Source organism: Microcoleus sp. N9_A1, assembly GCF_036701795.1.
GTDB lineage: Bacteria > Cyanobacteriota > Cyanobacteriia > Cyanobacteriales > Microcoleaceae > Microcoleus.
Genome location: NZ_JAUBRI010000013.1, coordinates 98,650 through 123,075, shown reverse-complemented (window position 1 = coordinate 123,075; position 24,426 = coordinate 98,650). Strand labels below are relative to the sequence as shown.

25 protein-coding genes are annotated in these 24,426 nt (G+C 46.2%); 17 read left to right on the top strand and 8 right to left on the bottom strand.

The genetic code is table 11. The annotated features are described in order from the left end of the window. Positions 1 to 71: 71 nt before the first annotated feature. The 4 genes from QUA58_RS08935 to QUA58_RS08920 all read left to right on the top strand — a co-directional run bounded on the left by QUA58_RS08935 (position 72) and on the right by QUA58_RS08920 (position 3,213). A complete protein-coding gene (locus QUA58_RS08935; RefSeq protein WP_333393726.1) occupies positions 72 to 833 on the top strand; it encodes a hypothetical protein in 762 nt (253 codons plus the stop codon). A 90-nt stretch (positions 834 to 923) separates the two neighbouring features. Then, positions 924 to 1,574 carry a flavin prenyltransferase UbiX gene (locus QUA58_RS08930; RefSeq protein ID WP_333393725.1) on the top strand — a complete coding sequence of 217 codons (651 nt, stop codon included), beginning with the start codon at positions 924 to 926 and terminating at the stop codon, positions 1,572 to 1,574. 181 nt (positions 1,575 to 1,755) lie between these two features. Continuing rightward, positions 1,756 to 2,640, top strand: coding sequence for a LapA family protein (locus QUA58_RS08925; protein ID WP_333393723.1), 885 nt, complete (start codon positions 1,756 to 1,758; stop codon positions 2,638 to 2,640). Between the two features lie 6 nt (positions 2,641 to 2,646). Further along, positions 2,647 to 3,213 (top strand): shikimate kinase, encoded by a 567-nt coding sequence (locus QUA58_RS08920; RefSeq protein ID WP_333255319.1) that lies wholly within the window; start codon positions 2,647 to 2,649, stop codon positions 3,211 to 3,213. 1,064 nt (positions 3,214 to 4,277) lie between these two features. Here QUA58_RS08920 and QUA58_RS08915 read toward each other — a convergent pair. Both QUA58_RS08915 and QUA58_RS08910 read right to left on the bottom strand, forming a co-directional pair. Continuing rightward, positions 4,278 to 4,721 carry a hypothetical protein gene (locus tag QUA58_RS08915; RefSeq protein ID WP_333255317.1) on the bottom strand — a complete coding sequence of 148 codons (444 nt, stop codon included), beginning with the start codon at positions 4,719 to 4,721 and terminating at the stop codon, positions 4,278 to 4,280. A 65-nt stretch (positions 4,722 to 4,786) separates the two neighbouring features. Continuing rightward, a complete protein-coding gene (locus QUA58_RS08910; protein ID WP_006635751.1) occupies positions 4,787 to 5,191 on the bottom strand; it encodes an NIL domain-containing protein in 405 nt (134 codons plus the stop codon). A 181-nt stretch (positions 5,192 to 5,372) separates the two neighbouring features. Here QUA58_RS08910 and QUA58_RS08905 point away from each other — a divergent pair, with 181 nt between their 5' ends. From QUA58_RS08905 to QUA58_RS08895, 3 genes are all read left to right on the top strand, one after another. After that, a complete protein-coding gene (locus QUA58_RS08905) occupies positions 5,373 to 5,975 on the top strand; it encodes a thioredoxin family protein (protein WP_333255315.1) in 603 nt (200 codons plus the stop codon). A 283-nt stretch (positions 5,976 to 6,258) separates the two neighbouring features. Continuing rightward, complete coding sequence (locus tag QUA58_RS08900; RefSeq protein WP_333393722.1) at positions 6,259 to 6,621, top strand: DUF6972 family protein; 363 nt, start codon at positions 6,259 to 6,261, stop codon at positions 6,619 to 6,621. Then, complete coding sequence (locus QUA58_RS08895; protein ID WP_333393720.1) at positions 6,581 to 6,838, top strand: hypothetical protein; 258 nt, start codon at positions 6,581 to 6,583, stop codon at positions 6,836 to 6,838. The genes QUA58_RS08900 and QUA58_RS08895 overlap by 41 nt, the downstream gene beginning before the upstream one ends. Before the next feature lie 243 nt (positions 6,839 to 7,081). Here QUA58_RS08895 and QUA58_RS08890 read toward each other — a convergent pair whose 3' ends face one another. Both QUA58_RS08890 and QUA58_RS08885 read right to left on the bottom strand, forming a co-directional pair. Continuing rightward, positions 7,082 to 7,399: a hypothetical protein gene (locus tag QUA58_RS08890; protein ID WP_333393718.1), complete on the bottom strand. Its 318-nt coding sequence runs from the start codon at positions 7,397 to 7,399 to the stop codon at positions 7,082 to 7,084. A gap of 134 nt (positions 7,400 to 7,533) precedes the next feature. Next, the gene (locus QUA58_RS08885) at positions 7,534 to 8,142 is read right to left on the bottom strand and encodes a hypothetical protein (protein WP_333393716.1); all 609 of its coding nucleotides are present in this window, start codon (positions 8,140 to 8,142) and stop codon (positions 7,534 to 7,536) included. Positions 8,143 to 8,601: 459 nt separating this feature from the next. On the opposite strand from QUA58_RS08885, the gene QUA58_RS08880 reads away from it, so the two are divergent. The 3 genes from QUA58_RS08880 (at position 8,602) to QUA58_RS08870 (ending at position 11,736) form a co-directional block, all read left to right on the top strand. After that, positions 8,602 to 9,996, top strand: coding sequence for an NB-ARC domain-containing protein (locus QUA58_RS08880; RefSeq protein WP_333393715.1), 1,395 nt, complete (start codon positions 8,602 to 8,604; stop codon positions 9,994 to 9,996). Between the two features lie 183 nt (positions 9,997 to 10,179). Further along, the gene (locus QUA58_RS08875) at positions 10,180 to 10,854 is read left to right on the top strand and encodes a 5-formyltetrahydrofolate cyclo-ligase (RefSeq protein ID WP_333393713.1); all 675 of its coding nucleotides are present in this window, start codon (positions 10,180 to 10,182) and stop codon (positions 10,852 to 10,854) included. 102 nt (positions 10,855 to 10,956) lie between these two features. After that, positions 10,957 to 11,736, top strand: a complete 780-nt coding sequence (locus tag QUA58_RS08870) for a fumarylacetoacetate hydrolase family protein (protein ID WP_333255305.1) — start codon at positions 10,957 to 10,959, stop codon at positions 11,734 to 11,736. 136 nt (positions 11,737 to 11,872) lie between these two features. Here the strand turns inward: QUA58_RS08870 and QUA58_RS08865 are convergent, their stop codons facing one another. After that, the gene (locus tag QUA58_RS08865) at positions 11,873 to 12,346 is read right to left on the bottom strand and encodes a Tic20 family protein (RefSeq protein WP_333255303.1); all 474 of its coding nucleotides are present in this window, start codon (positions 12,344 to 12,346) and stop codon (positions 11,873 to 11,875) included. Between the two features lie 214 nt (positions 12,347 to 12,560). Then, positions 12,561 to 12,758, bottom strand: coding sequence for a hypothetical protein (locus tag QUA58_RS08860; RefSeq protein ID WP_332983033.1), 198 nt, complete (start codon positions 12,756 to 12,758; stop codon positions 12,561 to 12,563). 168 nt (positions 12,759 to 12,926) lie between these two features. On the opposite strand from QUA58_RS08860, the gene glyA reads away from it, so the two are divergent. The 7 genes from glyA (at position 12,927) to QUA58_RS08825 (ending at position 22,885) form a co-directional block, all read left to right on the top strand. Next, positions 12,927 to 14,210, top strand: coding sequence for a serine hydroxymethyltransferase (gene glyA, locus QUA58_RS08855; RefSeq protein ID WP_333393712.1), 1,284 nt, complete (start codon positions 12,927 to 12,929; stop codon positions 14,208 to 14,210). A gap of 454 nt (positions 14,211 to 14,664) precedes the next feature. Beyond that, positions 14,665 to 15,720 (top strand): MraY family glycosyltransferase, encoded by a 1,056-nt coding sequence (locus tag QUA58_RS08850; protein WP_333255299.1) that lies wholly within the window; start codon positions 14,665 to 14,667, stop codon positions 15,718 to 15,720. Between the two features lie 288 nt (positions 15,721 to 16,008). Continuing rightward, complete coding sequence (locus tag QUA58_RS08845; RefSeq protein ID WP_333255298.1) at positions 16,009 to 17,265, top strand: competence/damage-inducible protein A; 1,257 nt, start codon at positions 16,009 to 16,011, stop codon at positions 17,263 to 17,265. Between the two features lie 301 nt (positions 17,266 to 17,566). After that, positions 17,567 to 17,704 (top strand): hypothetical protein, encoded by a 138-nt coding sequence (locus tag QUA58_RS08840; RefSeq protein ID WP_265234438.1) that lies wholly within the window; start codon positions 17,567 to 17,569, stop codon positions 17,702 to 17,704. An 81-nt stretch (positions 17,705 to 17,785) separates the two neighbouring features. Beyond that, positions 17,786 to 18,226 carry a type II 3-dehydroquinate dehydratase gene (gene aroQ / locus QUA58_RS08835; RefSeq protein ID WP_333393727.1) on the top strand — a complete coding sequence of 147 codons (441 nt, stop codon included), beginning with the start codon at positions 17,786 to 17,788 and terminating at the stop codon, positions 18,224 to 18,226. Positions 18,227 to 18,400: 174 nt separating this feature from the next. Beyond that, a complete protein-coding gene (locus QUA58_RS08830) occupies positions 18,401 to 19,549 on the top strand; it encodes an ADP-ribosylglycohydrolase family protein (RefSeq protein ID WP_333393710.1) in 1,149 nt (382 codons plus the stop codon). Positions 19,550 to 20,329: 780 nt separating this feature from the next. Beyond that, positions 20,330 to 22,885 carry an HDIG domain-containing metalloprotein gene (locus QUA58_RS08825; RefSeq protein WP_333393708.1) on the top strand — a complete coding sequence of 852 codons (2,556 nt, stop codon included), beginning with the start codon at positions 20,330 to 20,332 and terminating at the stop codon, positions 22,883 to 22,885. A 60-nt stretch (positions 22,886 to 22,945) separates the two neighbouring features. On the opposite strand, the gene QUA58_RS08820 is transcribed toward QUA58_RS08825, so the two are convergent. Together QUA58_RS08820 and QUA58_RS08815 are read right to left on the bottom strand one after the other, a co-directional pair. Then, a complete protein-coding gene (locus QUA58_RS08820; protein ID WP_333255292.1) occupies positions 22,946 to 23,416 on the bottom strand; it encodes a nuclear transport factor 2 family protein in 471 nt (156 codons plus the stop codon). Between the two features lie 90 nt (positions 23,417 to 23,506). Then, positions 23,507 to 24,424 (bottom strand): carbohydrate ABC transporter permease, encoded by a 918-nt coding sequence (locus tag QUA58_RS08815; RefSeq protein WP_333393706.1) that lies wholly within the window; start codon positions 24,422 to 24,424, stop codon positions 23,507 to 23,509. Positions 24,425 to 24,426: the final 2 nt, after the last annotated feature.

The window sequence follows — 24,426 nt, the reverse complement described above, 5'->3', positions numbered from 1 at the left end:
CTAGCTAATTTACGATGATTACATTTACGTCCTAGAACTTAACTATACAGAGGCTTTGAGTGTTTTCGGAGATGTCTATTCATGCTTGCGTTTTCTTTCTAGTCGCGATGGGTAGCGTTGGAATTTGGCAAGTCAGGAACTATGTAAAAACTGGATATTCGGGATTTGCGGCTGTTTCTGATTACAATCTATATTGCTATAACGGGGCATCTGTAATTGCCAAACAAAACAAAATAACTTTTGAAGAGATGTCTGAACAGCTTGGATGTAATAATCGCGCAAAGTATTTAAAATTTCATCCCGAACAGCAAACATGGAGTCAGAGCGAAATTTATCGCTACATGGGGAAAGAAGGAAAGAAAATGATTATGAGCCATACTTGGGATGCCTCAATTGTTCATTTAGAAGGAACTCTTAGAACCTTGATTGAGACACCCGCAAAGCTGTACCTAAAACGATTCACTAGGCAACGTAATCCTGCTCTAAGTCCTTCCTCTCAAATTCCTAAAGTTTTAACTGGCCAAACAACCTGGAAAGCAATATTTAGTGATTTTCACCTTTCGCCTCTAGTCTTTTTTTCTGACTTAAGCTTGTTATTAATATCAGGAGCATATTTTTTAGGTGTTACCGCAGCTTTGCTATCCAGTAATTTCCTGAAAAATAGGGCAATGATAACGCTTGTTAGCATAGCGACATACTTCCTTGCCGTATCCGGGGGCGTTGCAGGTGGCTATAGGTTTCGCCTTGCCATTACGCCAATAATCTGTCTGCTGGCAGGATATGGCTTGTGGCTGATTGTAGACAAGATAAAGCAAAAAAATATTCAGCAGTAAGGCGACATTGGTAACTTTAATATCAAGTCGATCGCATGAGGGTAATTTGAGCGGGGTATAATTAGTAAGTTTATTGCCAGATGATTGCCCATGACTAATTCTGTTTCAGTCCCCGCCCAACCCCTAATTGTAGGAGTGACTGGAGCATCGGGATTAATTTACGCGGTGCGAACTTTAAAATATCTATTGGAAGCCGATCGCGCGATCGAACTGGTAGCATCGAAATCTACTTACATGGTTTGGCAAAGCGAACAGAACACGCGAATGCCGGCAGAACCGACTCTGCAAGAAGAATTCTGGCGGGAACAAGCAGGAGTAGCCACAATGGGTAAACTTCGATGTCATCCCTGGCAAGATGTCGGTGCTAATATTGCTAGTGGCTCCTTTCGCACCCAAGGGATGATGATTATTCCCTGTAGCATGAGTACACTAGGCAAGTTGGCGGCTGGCTTGAGCTCGGATTTGCTCGAAAGAGCGGCCGACGTTCAGCTAAAGGAAGGGCGAAAATTGGTACTTGTACCTAGAGAAACGCCTTTTAGCTTGATTCACCTGCGGAATTTGACTACCTTGGCCGAAGCTGGAGCTAGAATTGTACCAGCGATTCCTGCCTGGTATCACAATCCGCAAACTATTGAAGATTTGGTAGACTTTGTGGTGGCTCGCGCTTTAGACCAGTTGGGGATTGATTGCGTTCCTCTAAAACGCTGGAAGGAAGAAGGTCAGTTGACAGTTGACAGTTGACAGTTGACGGTTGACAGTTGGCAGTTGACAGTTGACGGTTGACAGTTGACAGTAACAACCAATAACCAATAACAAACAACCAATAACAAACAACAAATAACCAATAACCAATAACCAATAACTGACAACAAACAACTGACAACTGACAACTGACAACAAACAAATTCCCAATATTTTTAATATGCGTGCTGTATTTTTGCTAGTAATTGTGGTAGGGCTGACTATTTTTGCCCTGCAAAATGTGGAGCCGGCATTATCGCTGGTATTTTTGGGAGTTCGATCGCCTGCTGTGCCCTTATCTATCTGGATTCTGCTCAGCATGGCGGTGGGAGCTCTCACATCTTTATTGATTTCTGGTTTGCTGGCTTTTTCAAATTACCTATCTGCAACGCGCGCCCGCACCGGCCGCGACAGTCGCAGCCGTCCCGATACTTTCCCCGAAGACGGGAGAACACCTTACACGCCACCTCCCCCTCCGAGAAAACAGGAAATTGACCCATATCTGAATTCGGAAAATAGCCAAACTCAGGCTGCTGGTTCCTACCGAACTGAGTACGGCACGTCGGCTGGTTACAGTGCCCGGACTTTCCAGCAAGAAACTCCGAACCCGGATGGGGCGAAGGATTACGCTCAACCGGGGACTTATGCAGCGGCAGACGATGAGGACGATTGGGTCTCAGATGGCTCAAAATCGGGTTCTCAAGGGGGCGATGATGATTGGGGGGACGATCGCGATTTTGCCACTCGACCGCAGGTAAATGACGTTGCAGGGGCAAATCCGAGGAATTACGAAACTAAACAAGAACCGAAAAGCAAGTCTTGGGCTGGCTCGGTATACTCTTACGGCTATCGAGATCCGAACCAGTCGGGGGTGGGGCAAACTGAGTCTGTCTACGATGCGGAGTATCGGGTGCTGGTTCCCCCGCAAGAGCCCATACCTCCAGCGGGAGGCGGGGAAGCACCCAAAAATCCTAGTGCAGAAGCAGAGGATGATTGGGGATTGGATGAGGATGATGTATTTGAGGAGGAGCGCCCCAGCGGCGGGCCGATTAACCTAAAAAAATAGAAAAATATGGAGGATTTGGCGGTGGATTTGTTGAGGGGAGTTAATATCTATCTCGTGGGGATGATGGGTGCGGGAAAAACAACGGTGGGGCGGATTTTGGCAAGAAAATTAAAATACCGTTTTTTTGATACTGATGAACTAATTGTTCGAGTTGCTAATCAGTCAATTGCTGAGATTTTCGATCGCGAAGGGGAAGAGGCTTTTCGGGAACTAGAAACGAAAGTGCTCGGCGAATTGTCTGCTTATCAAAATTCGGTGGTGGCTACGGGCGGCGGTATTGTGGCGCGATCGATGAATTGGGGTTACTTGCACTACGGTGTAGTAGTTTGGCTGGATGTGCCTGTAGATCAATTGTACGATCGACTGCGATCAGACACCGCTCGACCCCTACTGCAGGAGGGCGAGCTCAAATCTAAGCTGCAAAGCCTTTTGAACGAGCGAGAGCGTTTCTACACTCAAGCAGATGTCCGAGTTTCCATTGGTAGAGGCGACAGACCTGAAGAAGTGGCGCGTCGGGCGATCGAAGAGATCAAAAAAGTTATCAAATCTGAAACCGGGCCTGATCTCAATTGATACATTCAAAAACTGGGTTGCTTACAAAATAACAGGTTGCTCAGGACTTTTGGTATTAGTTCCCAAAAATAATGCAACCCTACACAAGCTCCAAACAACCAGATTCATCAGTCATTCCCAAAATCTAAAATCTAAAATCTAAAATCTAAAATGGTATGACTTCGGTAAAAATACTGATTTTTGTCTGAGTGTGCCCGTTTAACGACCCAATATTTTTAAATCCACCGGGTTTGAGTGGATGTGATGCGTAACTTTTATAAGTATAGACCTCTTGCATAAATCTTTGATTGATGGCTCGACCGCAGATAAAAGGCAGATAAACACGGATGAACGCAGATAATTTCAAAATAGAAAAGTGACTTTTGTAAGAAGTCTTATGAGGATGTGGCGATGCGGAGATTTTATACAAGAACTAATGGCAGACTCGTCTGATGCGTTAAAGTCGGCTCTTGAGTGCTCCCTAAAAATAAAATGGCCCCACCGCTGAAGGGCTGTAGGGCGCAAGGACAGTTAAACGCTAACTTGATTGTCGGGAAATTTAGCATCAATGCTATCCTCCTATGTGACGATTTTACGATCGTCCATTCACTCATCAACTCTCCTGTATCAAAAAATGTAACCTAGCACCGATCGAATTCCACCTGTCCTATTCTAAAAACAATACCTCATGCATTCTGACGAGCAGCTTCCTAAAGCTGCTTTTTTATTGCGATAAGTTTTTGGCTGCGGGACTTGCGGGTTCTTGGCAATAACATTTGGAGCAACAGTCGCTACATTTCAATACTGCCATAGCGGTTTTCAGTTCCACTCCTGGTTCGTCGGTAATTGGTAATTGGTAATTAGTCATTGGGAATTAGTAAAGCGCAACGGGGAATCGGCCATTGACAAGCTGTACCTCACCAGGCTTGAAAACTGCTATGATTAGGGCGCGGAACTGGGAATTAATCCGAGGGTGGGGGATTGAAAAAAAATAAGCTGTATTTATTGATGGACGATCTGATAGTTTTCGGCTAAATATCCGTTGCGAGTTATAGAATTTGGTTGGATGAATTTCCCGTTCCTCATTAAGAAAATACGAGCCTGCCTGTTTTTGACCAAAACTCGATCGCTCCGCCCAACCCCACACCTGTTAAAGAAATGGTAGCTAATACCGCAAAAGCCCGCCAATTTTTCCAACCAGATATTTGAATATCGAGCCTTGCCAAAGCTCCGGCTGAAATCAAGAGTAAACAAGTAGCAAAAAGGTGCATCCAGGCAATAACTACCACTGCCACAAAAGCTCCTAAAATTATAGAAATAAAAGCACCCATATCACTCGAAAACCACTCCAGGATTAATGCTTTTATGTCTCTCAGCGGGAAAGACAAGGCGGCAGCCAACACTAAAATTGAAGCTATGGCTAGAAACCAAGTCAGGTGCGGGGGAACATCAAACTCAGATAATTTCCAGCCAAAAGTGAAATAAGTAACAAAAAGTAGAGTTAGGGAAACCCAAGAGTTTTTTTTCATCCAATGGCACAATTAGGAGAACCAGGCAAAAAAAAGATGATGAGCCCGAGGACTTTGTACAGGGCCTATAGGTTAGTAGAAATAGCTTGCACCGGACAGGTAGGGATGCATTGCTCGCAAACGATACACCGCGATCGAGCAAAACTTAGTTTAAAGCTTTCTGGGTCAAGGGTCAAGGCTTCTGTCGGGCAAACCCCCGTACACAAACCGCAGTGAACGCAGATATCTTCGTCTATGAGTATTTCCCGACTGGCTAAGGAAACGCCGATGTTTTGCGATCGCATCCAGTCGATCGCCGCTTCTAGTTGGTCGATGTCCCCTGATAACTCTAGCACCAGTTTGCCCACTTGGTTCGGAGCCACCTGAGCACGGATAATGTTGGCGGCAACATTAAAATCCTTTGCCAGTCGATAGGTGACAGGCATTTGGATCGATCGTTGGGGAAACGTCAGTGTTACCCGTTTTTTCACCCTGCAAGTCCTCGGTAATTTACAAACAATCTTTGTTATCTTCTGTTTTAGCGCACTTGGTCTAATTGCTGCCTTTACCACAAATTTTTATGAGATGAGTCGGATTATCTCAAAATGTGCTATAATAATTTAAATCTATTATTTAAAATAAAAACATAGAAATCAAAACGCAATTTATTTTATGACCCAGAATTCCCCCAAGTCAACTGTCGCCCCCGCCGCCAAGAATCCCGAAACAAAAGTCGCCACGCGCCTCAGAAACTTATTGATCGTGTTGACCGCGATCGCCCTTTCGGTATCCATCTTTTTCGGAGTGCGAACCCAAACGCCGTCAAGCAGTCTCACCGAAATGGCAAAAGCTTCAACGCCCTTAGAAACAGCTTTGGTAAACGGCAAACCGACACTCATGGAATTTTATGCTAATTGGTGCGGTAGCTGTCAGGCAATGGCCAACGATCTGAGCGAAATCAAACAGAAATACGCCGAACCGATGAATTTTGTGATGCTGAATGTAGACAATGACAAATGGCTGCCAGAAATCACAAAATATCGAGTAGATGGCATTCCGCACTTTGTCTATTTGAACGATAAAGGTAGCGCCGTTGCTGAAACGATGGGCGAAATGCCGCGCAGTATTATGGAAGCTAACTTAGAAGCTTTAATTGCAGGAAAACCTCTGCCACACGTCCAAGCAGGCGGTCAAGTTTCTAATTTTACTCCCCCCACAGGGCCTGTGAAAACAAGTAGCTCCGACCCCCGCGCCCACGGCTCTCAAGTACAGTAAATGAAGTCATTACTGAGTAGTCAGTAGTCAGTAGTCAGTAGGAATAAGAGGCGTTGCTGATTTACGGTATGAAAGGCTAAATATGCCAGTCATAGAAACCAGTATTGACACAGCTTGGGGATTTTCAACTTATTTTTTTCATACCCTGATTAAGCAACGCTAACATGAGAGCGATCGCACCTCAGTTCAGGAAGGGCGATCGCTCCTCAATTCAAGTCAGGGCGATCGCTCTTGATGTAAGGTGATGGTAAACTGAATTGCAAGTATCCTATATGATTAGTTAATGAGTGGCATTAACCGCGAACTAACACCAGACCCAAGAACCAGTTTATTTGACAAACATCTTCCCGAAACGCCACAGGTACAAAGACTGCTGAGAAAAGAAGGAAAAGCTCATGTGTTTAATGACAGAGCCACAAGAGATTTAGTGATACAAGCTATTATAGATAGAGGAGAGCTTACAGGGATTGAGGATGAAACCGATGACTACGATCGCTACGGGCGATACTTTGATTATCCTATAGGTTATCAAATCAGAGCGGACGGCAGTCGCATTCCGCTGTATTACGCAGAAATTAAAATTATCAAAGGAACTAATAATTACCATGTTATCCCCCGCACAAAACCTCGTCGAACAAATCAATGATTGGGAATTTATCGAGTTGTGGGTAGATCCGATTGTTTTCCCGCCTCGGATTCTGATGTTAGTGGGTGGCAAAAATGGTAAGTGTTGTATATACGAGCCCTCGGCGAATTATAAACCGCTGTTTTTAAGTTCAAGTTACGATGAGGCTCACTCGTGGCTAGTGGAAGATGAATATGAGCGAGTTGATGGTAGGCTTTTAGCCTCGGAAATAGTTTGAGTCAATAAAATGAGGGCGATCGCACCTCGGTTCAGGAAGGGCGATCGCTCTTACGGATGAGGCAAAAGAAAGGGCGATCGCTTTTGATCTAAAGTTATGGTAAACTAAATTGCAAGTTTCTGGTCTAATGATTCGATCGGTGTTATTAGTCGCGACAGGAAGCAATAACGATCGTGTTATCCCCCGCACCAAACCTCACCAAGCAAATCATGGTTGATTCTTTGAAAAGTTGGGGAAATCAAGTTAAAATGCCAGCATCAAACCGCCGATAAATTGTAATATCTGGATGAGAGCCTCAATAGATAGTCCCAGTGAACCCGCCAACGACCCCATCGCCGTCGCTATTTCAGGAACAGCAGCACCAGAACTGATTAAAGCTATCAACTGGCCAATAACTTCAATAACAACGGGTACGTTAACAGCCAAGCCAACCAGAGCCGCAACAGAAACTGCTCCAACCTTGAGAGCTTCGAGTAGTATCATTAGCTGTGCGATCCCGTTGGGGCCTTGGGCGTGAATGTAATCTAAAATTTGTGCGATTGCTGCTACCAGTGCGTCCATACTTCTTTCCTTTTAGGGTAAAATGTCTGCGATCAATCAATACTGTCAGTCAACTAGCTGAAAAAGCATTTCAAAAAATAGTCGGATTATTTCAAGCAAACTCAACTCATTTCTCATATTGCTTCCTACATGATTCAGCTTTTCAAGATGTTAGACAAAATCAAAATTTTAAATAGCCAGCCACTTAAAAGTAACATGACTGAAACGGCCAAAGCAGCAGCATTTTCGGGAATTCCTGAAATCTTGTGACAGCCAGTGTAAATCATTAAAATTATGTAGGTTATAGCCACCACCGTAACTATAGCAACAATTTCAGCATTCGGGATTCCTAAAATACTACTGATTAATAGCAATAATGAGGCAGGAACTAAAGCGACACCAGCAATGAATATATCCCCTTGAAAGCTTCCATATCCCCGAAATAGTTTGCGCGTCGCAAAACTAGCTCCTGCTATACTCAAAAAATTAGCAGCGCTGGCCACTATTAAATTAAATAATGAACTGCCAGAGTTGTCTGGAAAAAATTTGTGGCACGCGAATACAAAGCAAACTACATATACTATTCCAAAAGCAATTCCCACCCCTAAAGCACGTTCCTTGCCTAACCCTTGAAAAAAAACTGGAAGACCGCCAACAGGATTAATTAGAAAAATTTTTAATCCTTGAATAGCGTCATTAACAGTTGATTTAACTTTGCTGGCGACTTCAGTAGCCATTTCATTTTGATTTGGGTTGTCATTCATAATTATTGTTTTAGATAATTTTTTTGGTTGTTCGTAAGTTCAAAAAAAATATAGTTACTTTTCTTTTTCTTACATTGATGTCAAGCAAAAGTAGTTGATATTAGCCGCCATTTCCAGTACATTTTTTGACAAGTTTTATATGTATATCAAGGGTATCGGCAACCTCTTTGACTGTCTCCTTTTGTTCTTGCGACAGCGGGCATTTCAGCTTTGATTCTTTTTTCGGTTTATTAGTCATGGCTTTATATTTTAATGTTTGGTTACAGCGTACTACCAGTTAATCATAGCTTCTACTATAAAATTACCACCATCCTCAGAATGCAGTCAAGTCATAAAATATCATAAAATGTCAGAAGTTTAATATTTCTTAATCTCATAAAATGTCAGATGCGATCGGGATGTCATAAAATGTCAGAAAATGTCTGATACAATAGGATAATTCCCCTACCTACACGACCTATGGACGTGAAAGAACTCTTGAAATTAGCTGACAACCTAGTTTTGGCCAAGACAGGAGAACACTTGGACGATCTGCAAGAAGCCATCCTAGCAGGTGTATGGGAAGGTCAAAAATACTCTCAAATCGCAGAAGCATCATATTGTAGCGAAGGTCACGTCAGGAATATAGCTTCAAAATTATGGAAGCGTTTATCCAATGTCTTAGGTGAAGAAGTTACACAATCAAATTTACGATCGACAATTGAAAGACAACAAGTATTCATCGTTTCACAAAATTTTGGGAATGATTTTGTATTCTGTAACGTCAATGTCAGTACAGATAGCCAACCTCCCGAAGTTCCAAAAGATCGATCGCCCTCAACCCCCACCTCAGACACCTCCCAACCCCAAACCCGACTAGACTTAACAGACGCACCTCATATTTCATCCTTGTGCGATCGCACATCCGAACTCGCCACCCTGGAAAAATGGATCGTCCAAGAAAAGTGCAACCTCGCAGCCATATCAGGACTCAGCGGCATCGGCAAAACCGCACTTTCTCTCCATCTCATCCAAAAAATTCAGCATAACTTTGAATACGTCATCTGGCGAAGTCTCCGCCACTCCCCACCGTTAGAAACAACCCTAAAAAATCTCCTAGAATTTCTTTTAAATAAACCCGAAATCGAACTCCCTCGCAGCATTCCCGATCGACTTTCCCTGTTAATGGAATATCTGCGAAAAAACCGCTGTCTCATCATCCTCGACGACGTGCAAACCATTCTCAGCAGCGGACAACTAGCAGGAAATTACCGCCCCGAATGCGAAAATTACAGCATCCTCTTCAGACAAATCGGAGAAACAACCCACAACAGTTGTTTAATCCTCAACAGTTGGGAACCTCCCAGAGAAATTACCGCCTTAAAAGGTGAAAATTTACCAGTTCGCAGCTTACAACTCAAAGGCATAGGTACAGCAGCAGCCGAAATTTTCCGACAAAAAAAATTACTCAATCCCGAAACATGGGAAAACCTAATTAACGCCTATGAAGGCAATCCATTGTGGTTAAAAATAGTCGCCACCACTATTCAAGAAATATTCCGAGGTAGGGTTGCAGAATTTTTGAAATATGATATGCTATTCTTAGGGGAAGAATTGGCAGCAACATTGCACCCGCAGATAAATCGTTTGTCCGAATTAGAGAAAAACCTCATCTGCCGCCTCAGCCGCGAAGCAAATTCAGTTTCAATAGAGCAATTGCTACAAGATGCCGATTTATCGCCCTCGGAGTTATTCAACGGGCTGCAATCTTTGGGCAGGCGATCGTTAGTTGAAATAGAAGAACAGGAGAATAAAACGCTATTTGGCGTTTGTCCTGTGGTAAGACAATATGTAATATCAAATCCAGTTTGTTGATACTTTCCGACATTCCGGCAGGGGTTGAAACCCCTGCCTCAAAGCTAAAGTCGGTTAAAACCGACTACAGAATGTGATGAAAATGCAATTAATTGTAGTCCTCTTTTAGAGGACTTTCGCTGTGAAACAGGGGTTCTCAACCCCTGTCGGACTCGAAGTCAAACGAGAGATTCGATCGAAAATATGAACACTCCTAAACCTTCATTAACTAAAACCGAATTAAGAAAATCGCTCCTCCACACCCGCAACTCCCTATCAACACAAGAATGGAGAAAAAATAGCGCGAGCATCTGCAATCATCTGCAAAACTCGCCCCTATTCACCCCAGCAAAAACAATCCTCGCCTACTTCAGTTGTCGTCAAGAACCAGATTTAAGTCCCCTATTTACATCTTCTGTGGAGGAAGCATCTTGCCTGCTCAATTCTGGAGACAGGCAAGATGCCTGTCCCACAAATGCCATTCTCACCCCTAAAAAATGGGGATTTCCCCGCTGTGTCGGCAAAGAGCTATCTTGGCACATCTGGCAGCCCGGAGATGCTTTACATACTGGAGCTTATGGCATACTTGAACCCCTGCCGGATGCTCCTAAAATAGATTGCTCAGAAGTAGATTTAATGCTCGTACCCGCTGTAGGCTGCGATGTTCGCGGCTATCGCTTGGGCTACGGCGGCGGCTATTACGACAGAATGTTCAGTTTACCTGAGTGGGAATCAAAAATTACGATCGGCATTATCTTTGAATTTGCCTTGCTGGCCCAACTACCAGTTGACTCGTGGGATAAACCGCTGCACGGAATTTGCACAGAGAGCGATTTGACAATCGTACAGCAAAAATCAAAAAGGTCGATCGAGCAATAAATTTTCAGAAATTATCCCTAGATCCATGTTTATATATATTCTATTTAGGACTTGCACAAGTCTTTTTGAATCTAGAATCTAAAACCTAAAATCTACAATACTATGGCCCAGCGCTACGTTCGAGTTAAAACAACACAAGGACACATCCATTACGGTTTACTGCAACTCAGCCACAGTGTGCAAGTATTTGATGCACCGCCCTGGTTAAAAGGACAACCAACCGATTTGGAACTTTCACCAGATACTTACCAAATTCTCGCCCCGTGTTCTCCCTCAAAAATTGTAGCCGTAGGCAAAAATTATGTCGATCACGCCGCCGAGATGGGAACCCCAGTACCGGAAGAACCCCTGCTGTTTTTCAAGCCTCCGAGTGCAGTCATCCCCGCAGGTGCAGCGATTCGTTATCCGCAGCAGTCGGAAAGGGTAGACTACGAAGGAGAATTGGCCCTGGTAATTGGCGAACATTGTACCAACTGCACTCCCGAACAAGCACACAGCAAAATTTGGGGCTATACTATCGCCAACGACGTAACAGCCAGAGATTTGCAAAAGCGGGACAACCAGTGGGCCAGAGCCAAAGGGTTCGATACTTTTTGTCCCTTGGGGCCTTGGATTGTCCGCGAACTGAGTCCTGCTGCACAATTGCAGACTTTTGTCAATGAGAGCGATCGACCGGTACAGTCATCCCAGATCGATCGCATGGTATTTTCGCCAGACTTTCTTGTCTCCTACATCAGTCAAATAATGACCCTAATTCCCGGCGATGTGATACTGACTGGAACACCGCAAGGAGTAGGGCCGCTACAAATAGGCGATCGAGTCCGCATCGAAATTGAAGGCATCGGCAGTCTTGAAAATACAGTAGTTATTAGTAATGGGTAATGGGTAATTGGTAATTATCACCAACAACTAACAACTAACAACTGTCAACTGTCAACTGTCAACTGTCAACTGTCAACTGTCAACTGTCAACTGTCAACTGTCAACTGTCAACTGCCAACTGCCAACTGCCAACTGACTAACGTACCTGCATATAAACAGCATCCGAAAGCGGAGGAATCTCTGCATAGCGTCCCAAAAGCGACTGCACGACTGCATAGACAAATGCAGCAAAAGCGCCCAAAAACACCATGTTATACAGAGTTTCCGCAATAAATGCGACTTGGACGCCTTTTGAAAAAATCGGCAAAACTAGACCGCACAGCATCAAAACAATGTCTAAAAGAATCGCCTGCATCGCATTAAAACGAATGAAGTGACTGATGTTTTCGTTTCTAACTACTCCTAAATATAGGGCAAAGAAGATAATCAAGCTAGCAAAGGGTACCCTATAAAGTTGAAGCAACGGAGTTAGCGGGATCAAAAACAGTTGCAGGACAGGAAACTGTGCAAACAGATACCTGCCAAACCCCAGCCCGTCAATCAGTGGCAGCAAATAAGGCAAAGAAGCAAAAATCCGGTCTGGAACAGTTGTAGATCCGCGCCAAGTCATAATGAACTCTCCTGAGTCGATCGATTAACTATCAATTCCCGTTACACTCAGCATAACGCAGCAGGGTTTGTGTTCCGACTCGCCCGGAATTTTCCCACACTCAGAGCCGAGTAGATTCAGGGGTACTTAGATCGAGTCGGGTTCAATAGTCACCATGCCCGATGCCCGATGCCCGATGCCCGATGCCCGATGCCCGATGCCCGATGCCCCATGATTATTTAATATTGGCAATGACGAAGCCCATTTGACACTCGTACCGATCGGGCAAATTTTCCGTAGGTTTAGCAACTGGATGCCCGCAGCGAAGCTCTCCACCGCTCCAGCGAGGTTGGCCCGTGCGATCGGCGAGCACACAACCTTGGCAAACACACTGAGGGGCAAGCATCTGATTTTCCATTAGAATAACTAACATTTGATACCTCCGGCAGGTTTCACACCAGTAATTTCATTGTATGTCAGGAACTTGGGACAAACCGCTTAACCCGAACACAATGTAATATTTGTATCAATCGTGCGAAATCCGTAGTAGGGTAAAAGATCCCCAATTCGCAATCCCAAAATTGTCAAGAGGTTGATTATTGTGACCGACACTAACTTAGACTTGCTTTCCAAAACCGACCCGCAGATTGCCGATTTAATCGGGCAAGAACTCCAGCGGCAGCGAGACCACCTAGAACTGATCGCCAGCGAAAACTTCACCTCCGCAGCCGTAATGGCAGCTCAAGGCTCAGTGCTGACCAATAAATACGCTGAAGGACTGCCAGCCAAACGCTACTACGGCGGCTGCGAATTTATTGACGGCATCGAGCAAATTGCGATCGATCGCGCCAAACAGCTCTTTGGAGCAGCTCACGCCAACGTCCAGCCCCACTCCGGCGCTCAAGCGAACTTTGCAGTGTTTTTGAGCTTGCTAGAGCCTGGAGACGCAATTATGGGCATGGATTTGTCCCACGGCGGACACTTGACCCACGGTTCCCCCGTCAACGTCTCCGGCAAATGGTTCAAAGCTTTTCACTACGGCGTTAACAAAGAAACAGAACAGCTTGACTACGACGAAATTTTGGCACTGGCGAAACAAAACCGACCAAAATTGCTGATTTGCGGCTATTCAGCATATTCGCGAATTATCGACTTTGAAAAGTTTAGAGCGATCGCCGACGAAATCGGAGCCTACTTGCTCGCCGACATCGCCCACATCGCCGGGTTAGTCGCCACAGGCCACCACCCGAACCCCCTCCCTCACTGTCACGCAGTCACCACCACCACTCACAAAACCCTACGCGGCCCCCGCGGCGGCTTGATTATGACTAATGACCCGGAATTAGGTAAAAAGTTCGACAAAGCAGTGTTCCCCGGCACTCAAGGCGGCCCCTTAGAACACGTTATTGCGGGCAAAGCAGTAGCTTTCGGCGAAGCATTAAAACCCGAATTTAAAACTTATTCCGGTCAAGTAATAGAAAATGCGCGGGCTTTAGCTGCACAGTTGCAGCAGCGGGGTTTAAAACTCGTTTCCGGCGGCACGGACAATCACTTAATGCTAGTAGATTTGCGATCGGCAAACATGACAGGCAAGCGAGCCGACCAATTAGTTAGCGGTGTGAATATTACTGCTAATAAAAATACCGTGCCTTTCGATCCAGCATCGCCTTTTGTCACCAGCGGTTTGAGACTCGGTTCGCCGGCGATGACAACCAGGGGCATGGGAACTACTGAATTTACCGAAATTGGTAATATTATTGCCGATCGCCTGCTAAATCCAGATGATGAAAGCGTCGCAGCCGACTGCCTGCGTCGAGTAGCAGCACTGTGCGATCGCTTCCCATTATATCCCCACTTGTTCTTAAAAGTGCCGGCATTAGCTTAATTTTCCTGATCGGCAATGGGAAATTTGTAGTTGGAAGTGTACGGGTAAAACGGTAAAAGAGCAGGAAAAGATTGATAGTTGCCGATAGCGATATTGACAAGCGGTTTTCACCAAAAATATCGATCGCCCATACGGTTTTTAGTAAAGATATTTGTCGGGCGGGGCTGGTTTGACTAACGGTATTTGTCGGTTGCGAAAGATACCGCTCAACAGGGCCCGCTCGCCAAATATCAACTTTTTTGCTCGCGAAAGAGTCGATATTTCAAATCGTTAATTCGAGAGTTATGAATGAAAAACCTGACAATTCGCCCCAGGGCAACTGCCATTGCGGCAAATCTCCGACTCCCAAACCCCCAGTCGCTCTTCAAGATGTTTCCTTGTTATAAGCCATCTGAAATGTAGTAGACTCTGCCTGACAGCCTAATTGCCCCGCACTATTTAAAATTGATTTCAGATGCCGTATCAGTATCTGTACCACATACTCGCTTTCCTGGTTTCTGCGAGCATCGTCCTCTGGAGTACACCAATAGTCAAAAAAATTGGTCTCAAAAGCGGGCGAGTCGATCGGCCAGGCGAGCGAAAAGTCCACAAGCGCCCGATGGTGCGCTTGGGAGGAGTTTCCATCTTTCTCGGCACTCTCACTGCCCTCTTATTTGTCTGGCTCTCAGGAGGCTTCCTCGATGCTAACGGACAAGTTCTCAATTCCAAAGACGAATACGAAATTTGGGGAGTCACCCTCGGCGGCATCGGATTCTTCCTCATCGGTTTAGCAGATGACCTATTTTCGCTCTCGGCAGTAAAACGTTTGCTCATGCAAATTGGCGTATCCAGCATCGTTTGGTACGCGGGCGTACAAATTGAGTTTCTCACAGTTCCCTCCCTGGGACTGACAAATATTGGCTGGCTGAGCTTGCCAATTACCGTGATTTGGCTTGTCGGCATGGCTAACGCCATAAACTGGATTGACGGTTTGGACGGTTTAGCAGCCGGAGTTTCAGGTATTGCAGCAGTTGTAATGCTGATAGTCAGTCTGTCGATGCACCAACCGGCGGCGGCCCTGATTGCAGCGGCTTTAGCTGGCGGGGCCTTGGGGTTTCTGCGCTACAACTTCAATCCGGCTCAAATCTTTATGGGGGATGGCGGGGCTTATTTTATCGGGTTTACTCTCGCGGGAGTGGGAGTAATTGGGTTAGTTAAAACTACGGCTGTTACTTCTGTGTTGCTGCCCTATTTAATTTTAGCTGTACCGATTTTAGATATGTCGGCGGTGATTCTCGATCGACTCCGCAACGGCAAATCACCATTTATTGCTGACAAGCGCCACCTCCACCACCGACTTCTAGAAGCCGGACTCTCCCATAAATTTGCGGTTTTATTTATTTACTCGCTGACACTGTGGGTAGGGAGTTTAGCCCTAGCTTTTTCGGTTCCAAGCGGCGTAATTTACGCTATGGGTGCAACAAGTTTGCTGGGATACGCTAGCTGGAAAGTTTGGAGACACGCTCGATAGTCAGTTGACAGTTGACAGTTGACAGTTGACAGTTGACAGTTGACAGTTGACAGTTGACAGTTGGCAGTTGATGGTTGGCAGCTTGCCCTGAGCTTGTCGAAGGGTTGACAGTTGACAGTAGTCATTTACTACCAATTACCAATTAGCAATTACCAATTAGCAATTACCAATTACCAATTACCAATTACTAATTAGCAATTACTAATTAGCAATTGCCCATGCCCAATGCCCAATGCCCAATGCCCTATTACCAATGCCCAATGCCCAATGCCCTATTACCAATAACTAATGGTTGCTGAAATTATTTGTGTTGGCACTGAATTGCTGTTAGGAGATATTCTTAATGGCAACGCTCAGTTTTTAGCGAAAGAATTAGCGAGTTTGGGAATCCCTCACTACTATCAAACCGTGGTGGGGGACAATCCAGAACGCATCAAACAAGTATTGCAAATCGCTGTGGGTCGATCGCAACTTTTACTCTTCACAGGAGGCCTCGGCCCGACACCAGACGACCTCACAGTCGAAACAATCGCCGATTTCTTTGGAGTTCCCTTAATCGAAAAACCGGAAATTATCGCCGATATCGAACAAAAATTTGCCCTGCGGGGACGCACCATGAGTCCCAGCAATCGCAAACAAGCTTTAATTCCAGAAAGTGCGGACATTCTGCCGAACCGCTGCGGTTCGGCACCGGGGATTATTTGGCAGCCGGTTTCTAACCTGACAGTAATGACATTTCCCGGCGTACCGGCGGAAATGCACTTGATGTGGCGAGAAACCGCCGTTCCTTTCCTGAAAAATGGCGGCTGGTGCAGCGCCACTATTTTCAGTCGCACGTTGAAATTTTGGGGAATTGCTGAGTCGGCGCTGGCGGAAAAAGTAGAATCTTTTCTGCATTTAACTAATCCTACTGTGGCTCCCTACGCCAATCACGGCCAAGTCAAATTGCGGATTTCTGCCCGCGCTGACTCAGAAGCGGCTGCGAAAAAGTTAATTGAGCCGATCGAACAACAATTGCAGCAGATTACTGGCCTAGACTGTTACGGTGCCGATACCGATACCCTCCCTTCGACAGTAGGCAAATTGTTGCTGTTGGTCGGGGAAACTCTGAGTGTGGCTGAATCCTGCACTGGAGGAGGATTGGGGGCGATGCTGACTTCTGTTCCCGGCAGTTCGAGCTATTTTTGGGGCGGGATTATTTCTTATGACAATCAGGTTAAGGAATCATTATTAGGTGTTAATCCGCAAGATTTAGCCGAATTCGGCGCAGTCAGCCAGCAAGTAGCCAAACAAATGGCCGCGGGAGTGCGCGCGAGGCTCAATACCGATTGGGGATTGAGCATTACAGGCATCGCGGGGCCAGGAGGCGGTACAGACGCTAAACCTGTGGGACTGGTTTATGTCGGTTTATCCGGCCCTGACGGCGTGACAGAAAGTTTTGAATACCGTTTTGGCGATGCGCGAGGCCGCGATTGGATTCGGCATCTCAGTAGCTGTACGGCGCTCGATCGGCTCCGGCGTCAATTATTGTTGGTAAAAGCGTAAAAAGTATCCAACGCTGTGTAAATTGTCAACCATTAGCAGTAAGCTTAATCTTTATTTAATAGTTTGTAAACCCAGATTGTTTCGCAATTTTCCGATAACCTCTTGCTTATCTGTAAAGATTCGTTATGATAATAAGATAGGACTGATTGGCAAAGATACTGAAATCTCTCCTTTGCTGAAAACAACCAGCAAGCGAGACAGCAAGTTTGACCTTTGGTTTCAAAGTCGCGCTTGCTTATGTTTCAGAAATTTAGCCGTCGGTTTAGCAGTCTAGACTATAAAAAAAGGAGCTATCCGTTCAATGGAAAACATTGAAAAGGTGCTGGAACAAATTGAAAAATGGGTTCGCAAGTTGATAGAAGGACTGCTGAGTCCCGAAGCTCAACCGGAACTGCAACCGATTCCTATTCCAGTTAACCAACCTAGGCATCGCCGATAGTTGAGACTGGGTTTGAGATTTGATCTTGGCGATCGAATTTAAGTCAAGACTCAAAGTTTTGTGGCGCTGGAATTTAAAAAATTGTTAAATATCCTGGTACTTCACGGCCCCAATCTGAATCTATTGGGTCAGCGAGAACCTGGAGTTTATGGTCTTGCGACTTTAAATGATATCAACGAGTTGCTAGAACGAGAAGCGCAAGCCCTCCAGGTGAAAGTCTCAATTCAGCAGTCGAATCATGAAGGGGTCTTGGTGGATGCAATTCACTCGATGTTAGGGCAGCACCAAGGCTTATTAATTAATCCTGGAGCTTATACTCATACGAGTGTGGCAATTAGAGACGCGATCGCCGCAGTGAATATCCCTGCGGTGGAAGTTCATCTGAGCAATATTTATCGGCGGGAAGCTTTTCGACACCACTCGTATATCGCACCAGTGGCGATCGGGCAAATCAGCGGTTTTGGCTCAGAAAGTTATCGGCTGGGGCTGCAAGCTCTAGTTACTTACCTGATTAAAAATTAAAAATTGACCGATTTTCGCGATCGGATGAGGGCAGGTTTTAGATGGAAAACCAGCCCTTATATGTTTGGGTTAAATTCAAATTAATCACAAGAGTTAGGCAAAGAAGCACAGCAGGAAGAATTCTAAATTACCAATTACCAATTACCAATTACTAACAACTTGAGTTAAATTCAAATGCGGCATTCCCTGTTGAGCAAGTTTCAAGGAACCATCCTGGGGGCAGTTTTAGGAGACTCTATAGGCCTGCAATACCAGAGGCAAATCGTGGGTATTCCTCCCCAAACAGAAGACTTGCAGCCGATTTTACAACTGACGAAACACCAACAATTGACCCTAAGAGGGGCAACATTGGCCTTGAATTCTGTCAACAGTAAAATCCCAAGTGGCAAAGACTCATCCGCATCCGGGAGACTTGCGGTAGCGTGTGCTCAAAGTTTAATTCGGTGTAGGGGTTTAGATTTAAAAGATTGGCGCGAAACTTGGGAAGCATTTGCCAATTCCGAAATCTACGATCCGCGAAGCAGTGAGTTTCAAAGCCTGCTTAACCCTTGTGAAGCTGCCGTTGCTGCGCTGCCATCCGCGATGTTTTTTCACGAAAATAAAGCCAAGCTGCGAGAAAAAATCATGCTGGCGATAGAGGTTTGGCACAACGAAAACCAGCCAGAATGGGAAACAGCAATTTTAGCAGTAGCATATACGATCGCCCGATCGCTCAAACAAAGACTTGACCCCGCGACAGCGATCGAGCAAACACTTGCCTACCTGAAAACAGATAATGCCTTAACAGAGCTGCTGCTGCAAGTGCAAATACTACTAGAAAAAGGAGCCGATTTAGAAACAGCCGCCACTCATCTGTGCAAAAGCGCGACAGCTTTGCGAGAAAGACAGGGCGAAGGTGAAAAAAAATTACAAACCGAGTCAATTGTCAACCCAGAAAATTTGATTCCCATTGCCTTAGCTTTCTACTGCTTTTTGAACACCCCAGAAGACTTGCGCTTGTCAGTGGTGCGTGCTGCCCGCTGTGGCATAACTGGACAAATAACCTGCGCTTTGACAGGAGCTTTGTCTGGAGCCTATAACGGCGTTGCGGCGATTCCTGTAGAATGGCGACAGGTATCTTCGGCTCAGGTTAATTCGCAGCAGCTAGCCGACGGCCGAGAACCCTCGCTCTGGGGAATCGGCAGCGATGCCAAAATTGTGGAGTTAGCAAATAATTTGTTTGCGGTGTGGGCGGGAGTTTACAACCCTTCTGCGGGCATGAATTCGGCAGCGCTAGCCCGCGCTGTGGCTGCACCTTATGTGATTAGACCTCGCAAAATATAACGTTTTGAGCTTGAAAAAGGGAGGGTAAACTAGAAATTAATTAATAATGAGAAATGGGCAATTAACCAGTCAAAAGCGAAAGCGGAAGGAAAGCGGCAATTAAAAATTTAAAAATAAAATCTGACTATCTTGACTCCCAAAACCCAGTTTCTAGGAAAATGTTGGGTTTTAAAACCAGGAATCTACGGATAAATCGGGTTTTTAGCCCTCGCGCCCGCGAACTGTTCGAGATAGACAAGGACTCGAAAGAAGCAGCCGAAGCTTGATGACACTGCTGGCTGGTTGGCTACTTCTTAGCAAACCGAACTGCTGGCGACATTCAGGCAAAGTAGCTGGCGCGGTTAAATATTCAGGTACGGCAATTCGGATACACTCAATCAAGATGCACAGTCAGAATTTCTGACCGAGAAATGGGGATACAAGCCCCTTCTTCAGTGGCCGGCTTTGTGCGATAATTTAAGTGGTTGAAATCCCCACCTAAGAGTGCAGCGATATATACTCATCAGAGTTGAAACCGGGACTGCTCCAGTAATAGGGAAAGACTGAAGGGCAATGGTTAAAATCCAACCTGGAAGCAAAACAAAAGTATTGTTAATATTCCCAAAAAAAACGATACATATTAGTCGCCATAGGGCATTAGGAGACTCTAAACGGACATGGAGGGACTGTAAGACTACCTTGGTAGCAGGACTCGTTGAAGTGTCAAGAATCCCCGCTCGTTTACGACGGGGAGTATGTCAAAAGGCTGCTGGATAACAGTGAACATATCTTCGACATATAATGAATACGATCTCCTCATTGATGCGACAGATTGAGCAGCTAGGGGCTGCGCGCTCACTGCGCCAACACATTGCTAAAGTGCAAAATGGCAGCAGCAAAGCAGATACCTCACGCGCTGGCGGGCCTCTCCTGAGCCGTTTGTCGCGCCCGAAATGGATTCTTCCCGAGACTTTTACTACTAAATTTACAAGTAAAACCTCCAAATCAAGCCTCAAAAATCAAGCTCGTTCCCCTATGTTGGCGCTGGTAGCGGTAGTTTCCCTAAGCAGCACTCTGGGCCACCGCTTCTACAACCAGCCGAAACTGGATGTGGGGACGAAAGCTCCTCAGACGATTAAGGCTCCTGCTACTGCTAGCGTCCCCGATTACAAAACTACTGAAGAACAGCGGAAAGCAGCGCGGACAGGGGCTGTAGCGATATTAATGCTGGATTCGGCGGTCGATCGACAAATTTATCAAGAATTGCAACAATTTTTGCAGCAGGGAAGCGAGCTACGGGAGGCGGTAGGCCCGTTTCCGTTTGCGAGCACCTCGGCGCTCTCACTTGCGGTTCAGGTTTACTTGCGGGGCTGTCCCGAGTGGGAGTGGCGCTCGATTTTGGCGCAAGCGGGTGACAAAAGGGCAACTTCCGAGCGATTGAGTTTGGATTCCCCGGCAATTGCTGGGGCAACAGATAACAAGTCTCAGCAAGATGCTATCGCTCAACTGCAAGCTTACAGCCGATCGGTCCGGGCGGCAGAGTTTCAAAGCCTGACAGACAGTATTTCCTCTGCTCGCCAGCGCTATCTCAATGCTGTGGAGGCGCTGGGAAAACCGTCGGTTTTGGGGCTGCCCCAGATTTACGATACTTCGCTGTTTGATTTGTCGGATGCAGCTTGGCAGAAAACCCAAACGGGTATGAGTCGGGCGGCAAAAAGGATGGTGGCTCAAGGTATCCCGCAGGGCTTGCCAAAAGAGATTTTGAAAGAAGCTGTGAAGCTGCAAGTGGCTGATGAAGTGCCGTTAGAGTCCCAAGCTTTGGCGGTGGAGGGTTTAAGTGCGATTTTGCAGCCAAATCTGGTGAGAGATCGGGAGGAAACCAAACAGCTAGCGGAATTAGCGGCGCAAAAGGTGAAACCGGTGATGATCGCAGTAGATCAGGGCGAGATAATTGTTGCAGAAGGAAAAGAGATATCGCAGCAAGATTTCGTGTTGCTGGACTATTTTGGTTTGAGCCGGCGGGGGGTGAATTGGCTGGGGCTGACGGGTTTTGTTTGTTTAGTCGCGGGGGCAATTGCGATCGTACTGCTGGTGGAAAGGCACTACCGCTTGCGCCGCAGAGATCATTTGCTATTGCTGCTGCTGACTTTGAGCGCGCCCGTGCTGGTGAGTTTGGGGCTGCCTTGGACGAGTTTGCCCGCGATCGGCATTTTAGCCGGTGGCTTCTACGGTTCTGCGGTGGGAGTGACTGTGGTGGGGCTGCTGTCGGCGCTGCTGCCGGTTGGCTTAAATGTGGAGTTGATTCATTTGGTGGCTAGCGCGGCGGGGGGATTGCTGGGCGCTTTTATGGCCGGGCGGCTGCGATCGCGCGAGGAATTGGCTCTTTTGGGCGTGGCTGTCGGCTTGACTCAGGGCACGGTTTATCTGGTGGGGACTTTGATTGCCAGCGCGGCTGCCGGTGCGATTTGGTACGTCGTGCTGGGTACGGTGGGCGCGCAAAGTTTGGCCGGTTTGGCTTGGAGCGTTGTGGCGATCGGCATCAGCCCTTATTTAGAACACGTTTTCGACTTGATTACCCCGATCCGGCTGGCGGAACTTGCCAATCCCAACCGCCCGCTGTTGAAGAAATTGGCTGCCGAGGCTCCGGGGACTTTTCAGCACACGCTGTTTGTGGCGAGTTTGGCGGAGGCTGCAGCCCGGGAACTCGGCTGCAATGTTGAGCTGGTCAGAGCTGGGACATTATACCACGATATTGGAAAAATGCACGACCCGCTCGGATTCTGTGAAAATCAAATGGGCGGGGGTAACAAACACGATGAAATTAATGACCCTTGGGCGAGCGCTGAGATTATTAAAAAGCACGTTAGCGAGGGCTTGGTGATGGCGCGGAAGCATCGATTGCCGAAGGCAATTCAGGCGTTTATTCCCGAGCACCAAGGTACAATGTTAATTGCTTACTTCTACCACCAAGCGCAGCAAATTGCTGCAAAAGAAATAGAAGATTTAAAGATTGCTTTGCCAGATGCGGATAATTCAAAGTTAACGATCGTAAGTCGCCAAGTGAGGGAGGAGGATTTTCGCTACGATGGGCCGATTCCGCAGTCGCGGGAAACCGGGATTTTGATGCTGGCAGATTCTTGCGAGGCTGCTTTGCGATCGCTCAAGGATGCTACTCATGAAGAGGCTTTGAATATGGTTAATCGGATTTTGCGAGCTCGTTGGCAGGATAATCAGTTGATTGATTCGGATTTAACGCGGGAGGATATGTCTCTAATTGCGGAGATTTTTGTGCGGGTTTGGGAACAGTTCAATCACAAGCGGATTGCTTACCCCAGTGCAGTTTTCACTCCCAGGTAGGAGGAAATTTTTAGTTATGAAAAATCAGTTCGCATTTCAGTTGTGAATGAGATTTCATTGCTATCTGCCCGGTAAAGCGCCATGTACTTCAGGATTGTGGCTGACAATTACCACAGTTTGCTTGATTCCTGTGATTAGCCAATGTCTGTCTGTTTGAATCAAGGAGTGAAAATAGTTACCTCCTGTATCCAGCCGATTCTGTCCCGCTTCGCGCTCGGGGTCAAGTCGATAAATGCGGTACACAGACTTACATTTGGCAGCATCCTTTTTAATAGTTACCTCGTGATTTGTGCTGACGTGCAGCGTTCGCAAACCGGCAAGACCTTCTACGCGCTGTTTTATGTATTCTTCTGCGGTTACTCGTCGGGGAGTTTCACCTCGAAATTCGGAATAGTCGATATCTATTTCGTCTGCTAGATGCGAGCGCAATTTTTGCCAGTCTTGGGCATCGATCGCATTGGCAAATGCTACGATCGTATCTACAACCCCAGCGCGATCGATAATCCAGCGGATGTCTGGCAGTTCGTACATAAAAAATAAATTTTGTGAGTGGTGAGTTCAAAAGATTTTAATTTTTAACCGCAGATGAACGCGGATAAACGCCGATTTTTTGTGTTGATTCTATCCTTTGACTCCAGCGGCGGTTTCTGTTGGCACAATGTATTTTTGCAAGAGCAAAAATAGTCCTAAAACGGGAACAATAGAAATAATGGAACCCGCCGCAACTAAACGCCAATCTAAGGAAAATGTCCCGGCTAAATTGGCTACGCCTAAAGGTAAAGTGTAATACTCCGGCCTGTCTAAAACTAGCAGCGGCCACAGAAAGTCGCTCCAAGAACCGATAAATACGAAAATTCCTAGGGTGACTAAAGCTGGCTTAATTGCCGGAATCATGACGTGCCACCAAATGCCTAATTCGCTGCAGCCGTCGATGCGGGCGGCTTCTTCTAGTTCTTTGGGAACTGCTAGGAATGCTTGTCGTAATAAAAATATGCCGAAGGCTGAGGCTAGTCCGGGAAAGATTACGCCTAAATAACTATTTTTTAGTCCGAGTTGTACTGTCAATATGTATAGGGGAATCATGACTATTTGGAAGGGAATCATGATTGTGGAAATGATTGTGATTAAGATGGCTTCGCGGCCGCGAAATTTGAGTCTGGCTAAGGGGTAAGCGGCGAGGGCGCAAAAGAGGACGTTGATGCTAACTGTGAGGCAGGCAATTAGGGTGCTGTTGAACAGGTAGCGGCCGAAGGGGTTGGTTTGCCACACTTTGATGAAGTTTTCGAGGGTTGGCTGTTGTGGCCACAGTTGCGGGGGATATTGAAAGATGTTTTCGCTTGGGGATTTGAGGGAGGTACTCAGCAGCCACAGCAGGGGGAAGAGCATTAAAAGTGCGATCGCGCTCATGATGGTGTACGTCCACAGGGTGCTCCACGGCGAGGGAGTGTTGTTTGGGGAATTTGGTTTTTTAGTTTTGAGATTGTTCATTGTTGGGATATGATGATAAGTCCTTGCTTCGTGAGAAGCCTTGTTGTCCATAA

Bases quoted from the DNA above. Each gene is read 5' to 3' on its own strand.
- QUA58_RS08935 (WP_333393726.1), top strand. From the start codon at position 72: ATGTCTATTCATGCTTGCGTTTTCTTTCTAGTCGCGATGGGTAGCGTT.
- QUA58_RS08870 (WP_333255305.1), top strand. From the start codon at position 10,957: ATGGCCCAGCGCTACGTTCGAGTTAAAACAACACAAGGACACATCCAT.
- QUA58_RS08905 (WP_333255315.1), top strand. From the start codon at position 5,373: ATGACCCAGAATTCCCCCAAGTCAACTGTCGCCCCCGCCGCCAAGAAT.
- QUA58_RS08820 (WP_333255292.1), bottom strand. From the start codon at position 23,416: ATGTACGAACTGCCAGACATCCGCTGGATTATCGATCGCGCTGGGGTT.
- QUA58_RS08880 (WP_333393715.1), top strand. From the start codon at position 8,602: ATGGACGTGAAAGAACTCTTGAAATTAGCTGACAACCTAGTTTTGGCC.
- QUA58_RS08865 (WP_333255303.1), bottom strand. From the start codon at position 12,346: ATGACTTGGCGCGGATCTACAACTGTTCCAGACCGGATTTTTGCTTCT.
- QUA58_RS08825 (WP_333393708.1), top strand. From the start codon at position 20,330: ATGAATACGATCTCCTCATTGATGCGACAGATTGAGCAGCTAGGGGCT.
- QUA58_RS08920 (WP_333255319.1), top strand. From the start codon at position 2,647: ATGGAGGATTTGGCGGTGGATTTGTTGAGGGGAGTTAATATCTATCTC.
- QUA58_RS08845 (WP_333255298.1), top strand. From the start codon at position 16,009: ATGGTTGCTGAAATTATTTGTGTTGGCACTGAATTGCTGTTAGGAGAT.
- QUA58_RS08930 (WP_333393725.1), top strand. From the start codon at position 924: ATGACTAATTCTGTTTCAGTCCCCGCCCAACCCCTAATTGTAGGAGTG.
- QUA58_RS08895 (WP_333393720.1), top strand. From the start codon at position 6,581: ATGTTATCCCCCGCACAAAACCTCGTCGAACAAATCAATGATTGGGAA.
- QUA58_RS08850 (WP_333255299.1), top strand. From the start codon at position 14,665: ATGCCGTATCAGTATCTGTACCACATACTCGCTTTCCTGGTTTCTGCG.
- QUA58_RS08890 (WP_333393718.1), bottom strand. From the start codon at position 7,399: ATGGACGCACTGGTAGCAGCAATCGCACAAATTTTAGATTACATTCAC.
- QUA58_RS08915 (WP_333255317.1), bottom strand. From the start codon at position 4,721: ATGAAAAAAAACTCTTGGGTTTCCCTAACTCTACTTTTTGTTACTTAT.
- QUA58_RS08815 (WP_333393706.1), bottom strand. From the start codon at position 24,424: ATGGACAACAAGGCTTCTCACGAAGCAAGGACTTATCATCATATCCCA.
- QUA58_RS08875 (WP_333393713.1), top strand. From the start codon at position 10,180: ATGAACACTCCTAAACCTTCATTAACTAAAACCGAATTAAGAAAATCG.
- QUA58_RS08925 (WP_333393723.1), top strand. From the start codon at position 1,756: ATGCGTGCTGTATTTTTGCTAGTAATTGTGGTAGGGCTGACTATTTTT.
- QUA58_RS08860 (WP_332983033.1), bottom strand. From the start codon at position 12,758: ATGTTAGTTATTCTAATGGAAAATCAGATGCTTGCCCCTCAGTGTGTT.
- QUA58_RS08840 (WP_265234438.1), top strand. From the start codon at position 17,567: ATGGAAAACATTGAAAAGGTGCTGGAACAAATTGAAAAATGGGTTCGC.
- QUA58_RS08900 (WP_333393722.1), top strand. From the start codon at position 6,259: ATGAGTGGCATTAACCGCGAACTAACACCAGACCCAAGAACCAGTTTA.
- QUA58_RS08885 (WP_333393716.1), bottom strand. From the start codon at position 8,142: ATGAATGACAACCCAAATCAAAATGAAATGGCTACTGAAGTCGCCAGC.
- QUA58_RS08830 (WP_333393710.1), top strand. From the start codon at position 18,401: ATGCGGCATTCCCTGTTGAGCAAGTTTCAAGGAACCATCCTGGGGGCA.